This window comes from Xanthomonas sp. SHU 199 (genome assembly GCF_000364665.1).
In the GTDB taxonomy this organism is placed as follows: domain Bacteria; phylum Pseudomonadota; class Gammaproteobacteria; order Xanthomonadales; family Xanthomonadaceae; genus Xanthomonas_A; species Xanthomonas_A sontii.
In genome coordinates, this window is record NZ_AQOI01000424.1 from 1 (window position 1) to 5,227 (window position 5,227).

The 5,227-nt window shown below is 70.9% G+C and carries 6 protein-coding genes; 5 read left to right on the forward strand and 1 reads right to left on the reverse strand.

Annotation, left to right across the window (positions count from 1 at the left end; genetic code table 11):
• The first annotated feature begins 117 nt into the window (after positions 1-117).
• The 5 genes from D183_RS0113810 (at position 118) to fdxA (ending at position 4,132) form a co-directional block, all read left to right on the forward strand.
• Positions 118-738, forward strand: coding sequence for a 2-dehydro-3-deoxy-6-phosphogalactonate aldolase (locus tag D183_RS0113810; protein ID WP_017909521.1), 621 nt, complete (start codon positions 118-120; stop codon positions 736-738).
• Positions 735-1,886: a galactonate dehydratase gene (gene dgoD, locus D183_RS0113815; RefSeq protein ID WP_017909522.1), complete on the forward strand. Its 1,152-nt coding sequence runs from the start codon at positions 735-737 to the stop codon at positions 1,884-1,886. The genes D183_RS0113810 and dgoD overlap by 4 nt, the downstream gene beginning before the upstream one ends.
• Positions 1,887-1,890: 4 nt before the next feature.
• Positions 1,891-2,814, forward strand: coding sequence for an SMP-30/gluconolactonase/LRE family protein (locus D183_RS0113820; protein WP_017909523.1), 924 nt, complete (start codon positions 1,891-1,893; stop codon positions 2,812-2,814).
• On the forward strand, positions 2,811-3,710 hold the full coding sequence (locus D183_RS0113825; protein WP_017909524.1) for a 2-dehydro-3-deoxygalactonokinase: 900 nt from the start codon (positions 2,811-2,813) through the stop codon (positions 3,708-3,710). The genes D183_RS0113820 and D183_RS0113825 overlap by 4 nt, the downstream gene beginning before the upstream one ends.
• Positions 3,711-3,808: 98 nt before the next feature.
• On the forward strand, positions 3,809-4,132 hold the full coding sequence (gene fdxA, locus D183_RS0113830; RefSeq protein WP_017909525.1) for a ferredoxin FdxA: 324 nt from the start codon (positions 3,809-3,811) through the stop codon (positions 4,130-4,132).
• 439 nt (positions 4,133-4,571) lie between these two features.
• Here the strand turns inward: fdxA and D183_RS0113835 are convergent, their stop codons facing one another.
• Entirely contained in the window at positions 4,572-5,096 is a 525-nt protein-coding gene (locus D183_RS0113835) for a hypothetical protein (protein ID WP_010343910.1), read from the reverse strand.
• Positions 5,097-5,227: the final 131 nt, after the last annotated feature.

The following is a 5,227-nucleotide window of genomic DNA, read 5'->3' on the forward strand; positions in this document are numbered from 1 at the left end:
GCTTGGCGCCAGCGCGCCGACGCACGGGCGCGGACCGTGGCCTCCCGCCGTCCGGTCCCGCCGCTGCGCCGCGCTGGCCGGGCGCCTCCGTCACCGTCGTTTCTGCCAGGTATTCCGATGTCCGCCGCCTCCCCGTTCCGACTCCCGCTGATCGCGATCCTGCGCGGTCTCACTCCCGAGGACGCGCTGGCGCACGTCGGGGCGCTGGCCGACGCCGGCTATGACGCGATCGAGATCCCGCTCAATTCACCGCGCTGGGCCGACAGCATCGGCCCGGCCGCGCAGGCGTTCGGACAGCGCTGCTGGATCGGCGGCGGCACGGTGCTGCAGATCGGCGACGTCGACGCCCTGGCCGATCTGGGCGCACGCTTCATCGTCACCCCCAACACGCGCCCGCCGGTGATCCGCCACGCGGTGGCGCGCGGCCTGCAGGTGGTGGCTGGCTTCGCCACCGCCACCGAGGCGTTCGACGCGCTGGATGCCGGCGCGCAGATGCTCAAGCTGTTCCCCGCCGCCACCTACGGCCCCGGCCACGTGCGCGCCCTGCGCGCGGTGCTGCCGGCGCAGGTGCCGCTGTTCGTGGTCGGCGGCGTCAACACCGAGACCCTGCACGACTACCTCGGCGCGGGCGCGATCGGTGCCGGCATCGGCGGCGAGCTGTACCGCCCCGGCCAGTCGCTGACACAGACCCAGGCGCACGCCGCCGCCTTCCGCCACGCCTATCTGGACCGCGCATGAAGATCGTCCGCCTCACCACCTACCACGCCGCGCCGCGCTGGCTGTTCCTGAAGATCGAGACCGACGAGGGCATCACCGGCTGGGGCGAGCCGGTCATCGAAGGCCGCGCGCGCAGCGTCGAGGCCGCGGTGCGCGAACTCGGCGACAGCCTGATCGGCAAGGATCCGGCGCGGATCAACGACATCTGGCAGATGCTCTACCGCGGCGGCTTCTACCGCGGCGGCCCGATCCTGATGAGCGCCATCGCCGGCATCGACCAGGCGCTGTGGGACATCAAGGGCAAGGCGCTGGGCGTGCCGGTGTACGAACTGCTCGGCGGGCGCGTGCGCGACCGCATGAAGACCTACCGCTGGGTCGGCGGCGACCGCCCGGCGGCGACCATCGCGCAGATCCAGGGCTACCGCGACCTCGGCTTCGACACCTTCAAGTTCAACGGCACCGAGGAAATGAAGCTGATCGACGGCCCGCGCGCGGTGGATGCGGCGGTGGCCAAGGTCGCGCAGATCCGCGAGGCGTTCGGCACCGCCATCGACTTCGGCATCGACTTCCACGGCCGCGTCGCCGCGCCGATGGCGCGCGTGCTGCTGCGCGAACTGGAGCCGTTCAGGCCACTGTTCGTCGAGGAACCGGTGCTGCCCGAGCAGGCCGAGTACTACCCGCGGCTGGCCGCGTCCACGCCGATCCCGCTGGCGGCCGGCGAGCGCATGTTCTCGCGCTTCGACTTCAAGCCGGTGCTGCAGGCCGGCGGCCTGTCGCTGCTGCAGCCGGATCTCTCGCACGCCGGCGGCATCACCGAATGCCTGAAGATCGCCAGCATGGCCGAGGCCTACGAGGTCGGCCTGGCGCCGCACTGCCCGCTCGGCCCGGTGGCGCTGGCCGCCTGCCTGCAGGTGGATTTCGTCTCGCACAACGCGGTGCTGCAGGAACAGAGCATCGGCATCCACTACAACGAAGGCGCCGACCTGCTCGACTACGTGCTCAACAAGGACGACTTCGCCTGCGACAATGGCGGCAGCATCGCCGCATTGCCCAAACCGGGCCTCGGCGTGGAGATCGACGAGGAGCGCCTGCGCCATGCCAACGCCAACCCACCCGACTGGCACAACCCCATCTGGCGTCACGCCGACGGCAGCATCGCCGAGTGGTGAGCCGATGAACACCTCTCTTCCGCCCCGCCACACCGCCACGCTGGCGGTGGACAGCCGCTGTGCGCACGGTGAGGGCATGCTGTGGTGCGAACGCCGCGGCGTGCTGTTCTGGGTCGACATCAGCGGCCGCCGCCTGTGGCGCCACGATCCGGCCAGCAATGTCAGCCGTCATTGGGACCTGCCCGATCGTCCCGGCTGCCTGGGCCTGTTCGACGACGGCCGCCTGCTGCTGGCGTTGGCCAAGGGCGTGTACGCCGCCGATCCGGACGCCGCCGCCGAGGCCGACAGCACGCTGCCGCTGCAGCACCTGGCGGACGTGGAACCGGAGCGCGACGACACCCGCAGCAACGACGGCCGCGCCGATCGCCACGGCAACTTCGTATTCGGCACCATGAGCGAACGCGAGGACCAGGCGCCGGTCGGCAGCTTCTACCAATGGTCGGCGCGCCACGGCCTGCGCCGCCTGCCGCTGCCGGGCGTGGCCATTCCCAACGCGATCTGCTTCAGCGCCGACGGCCGCACCCTGTACTACTGCGACTCGGTGCAGCCGCGCATCCTGTGCTGCGACTACGACCCGGACAGCGCGCACACCGCCAACAGCCGCGTGTTCGCCGAACTGGACCATGCCGGTGCCGAGCCGGACGGTGCCATCGTCGACGCCGAAGGCCACCTGTGGAACGCGCAATGGCGCGCCTGGCAGGTGGTGCGCTACCGCCCCGACGGCAGCGTCGAGCGCCGTGTCGCCCTGCCGGTCAAGCATCCCACCTGCCCCGCCCTGGGCGGCGCCGATGGCGGCACGCTGTACCTGAGCACCTCGCGGCAGGACCACAGCGAGGACGAACTGGCACGCACGCCGCAGGCCGGCGGCGTATACGTGGCCGCGGTCGGCATCGCCGGCCTGCCCGAAGGACGCATCGCCAGCGCATGATCGTCGTCGATTGGGGGACCAGCAGCCTGCGCGGCTATCGGCTCGACGCCGACGGCGGCATTCTCGACCAGCGCCGCAGCGACCAGGGCATCGCCGCCTGCCAGGGCCGTTTCCCGGTGACCCTGGCCGCCCTGATCGACGGCTGGGACGGCGACGTCGTCCTGTGCGGGATGATCGGCAGCCGCAACGGCTGGATCGAACTGCCGTACGCGCCCTGCCCGGCCGACGCTGCCGCCCTGGCCGCGGCGATGCAGCCGCTACAGGATCCGGCCCTGCCCGGCCGCACGCTGTGGTTCGTGCCCGGCGTGGCCAGCGACGCCGACGCCGTGCCGGACGTGATGCGCGGCGAGGAGACGCAACTGATCGGCCTGCTCGCATTGCTCGCACAGGAACCGCCGACGACCGAGATCCACCACGTCTGCCTGCCCGGCACCCACAGCAAGTGGGTGACCCTGCAGGACGGGCGCATCGCCTCGCTGGCGACGATGATGACCGGCGAGCTGTACGCGCTGCTGCGCACGCACAGCCTGCTGGCGCGGCTGATGGACGCCGACGACAGCGTCTTCGATGCGGCCGCGTTCGATGCCGGCGTGCAGCGCAGCGGCGACCCCGGCGGGGTGCTGCACCATCTGTTCGGCGTGCGCAGCCTGGGCCTGTTCGACCGCCTGAGCGGCGCCGCGGCACCGTCCTACCTGTCCGGCCTGCTGATCGGCCACGAACTGCGCGCGCACCCCACCTTGCCGCCGGTGGTGCATCTGGTCGGCGGCAGCGGCCTGCTGGCGCGCTACGCGCATGCGCTGGCCGCGCTCGGCAGCCGCGTGCGCACCCATCCGGAGGATCTGGCCGCACGCGGCCTGTATCGGCTGGCACAGCAGCACGGCGGCCTCGCCGGCTGAGCCGCGCGCGCCGCCCGCCTCCTGCCCCGCTGCCCCGCACACACGACGGCGGCGGCCGCTTTGCATTAGAATTACCGGGTTAATCGCCGGATCCCGCCATGCCTTTCGTCGTCACCGAAAACTGCATCAAGTGCAAATACACCGACTGCGTGGAAGTGTGCCCCGTGGATTGCTTCCACGCCGGCCCGAACTTCCTGGTGATCGATCCGGACGAGTGCATCGACTGCACCCTGTGCGAGCCGGAATGCCCGGCCAACGCCATCTACCCCGAAGACGACGTGCCGGCCGGCCAGGAAGGCTTCGTCGCACTCAACGCGGAACTGGCCAAGGCCTGGCCGGTGCTGACCACGCGCCAGGAACCGCTGCCCGACGCCGCCGAGTGGGACGGCAAGCCGAACAAGCTGCCGCTGCTGCAGAAGTAACCGCGCCGCGGATTCTGCCCGGGCACTGTTCGCTAAACAGTCCATACAAGCGGCGGCTTCAGAGCGCCTCCAACTTGCTTTGCCTCAGTGCAACCGGACACGTGATTACACCCTAGTAGGACGCGAGGCTTCGCCCGTACCCTCATCCGCCCCTTCGGGGCACCTTCTCCCGAGCGGGAGAAGGGAGAAGCCGAAGCCCCTCTCCCCTCGGGAAAGGGGTTGGGGTGAGGGTACGGCGCGCAGAAGCAAGGAGCGGCTCTTATCGCCTTGTTTGAATCAGACGCGACGCGCATCTCGCAGAGCCCATCGCGGCCAACGCCGCTCCTTGCATCCACAAAGAGCAGCGCAGTGTTCTTGCCGAACGAAAACGGGCGCACTGGGCGCCCGTTTCGCGTTCTGCAGCAGATCCGGCGCAGGCGCCGGACCACACCGGCTCGGCTCAGTGACCCAGCTTGGCCTTCAACGCCGCGATCAGCTTGACCGGCGCTTCGCCGGTGGCCGGCAGGCCGCGCGGGTCCACCGCCGAGACGTAGACGCCGGCATCCACCGCCACCACGCGCACCAGGAAGTTGCTGCCTTCGTAGGCCACGTCGTAGGAGCCCAGCAGCTGCGCGCGGCTGGCGATGGTGACGCCTTCGATGCCGCCCAGCGCGTCGCCGACCTGGCCGAACACCTGGTCGCGCGTCCCCGGCACCACGAAGCCGCTGTTCGACGCCGCCGGGGCTTGGCCGGCCGGGGCCGCAGGCCGCTGCGCCGAGGCCAGCGCCGGCACCTTCATCGCCGCCGAGGTATCCGGCGAGGTCAGATCCGGCGGCACTTCCAGCGGACGCATGTCGGGCGCCAGCGCGTAGTCGCCGCGCGGCTTGCCCTTGTGGAACCAGCTGCAACCGCTGGTGGCCGCGACCAGAGTGGTCGCCAGCACGGCGGCCGACAGCACGCGGACGTAGGGAACGGAAGCACGCATCAATCAATCTCCTGGAGTCAGGCCGCGAGCGTTTCGCGGCTGGATAGGTCTTCCAACGCGGCAGCGTCGGCGGCAAGTCGGTCGGCCGTGGCGTGGTGCGCCGCGGACAGCGGCAGCAGCGGCAGCCGCAG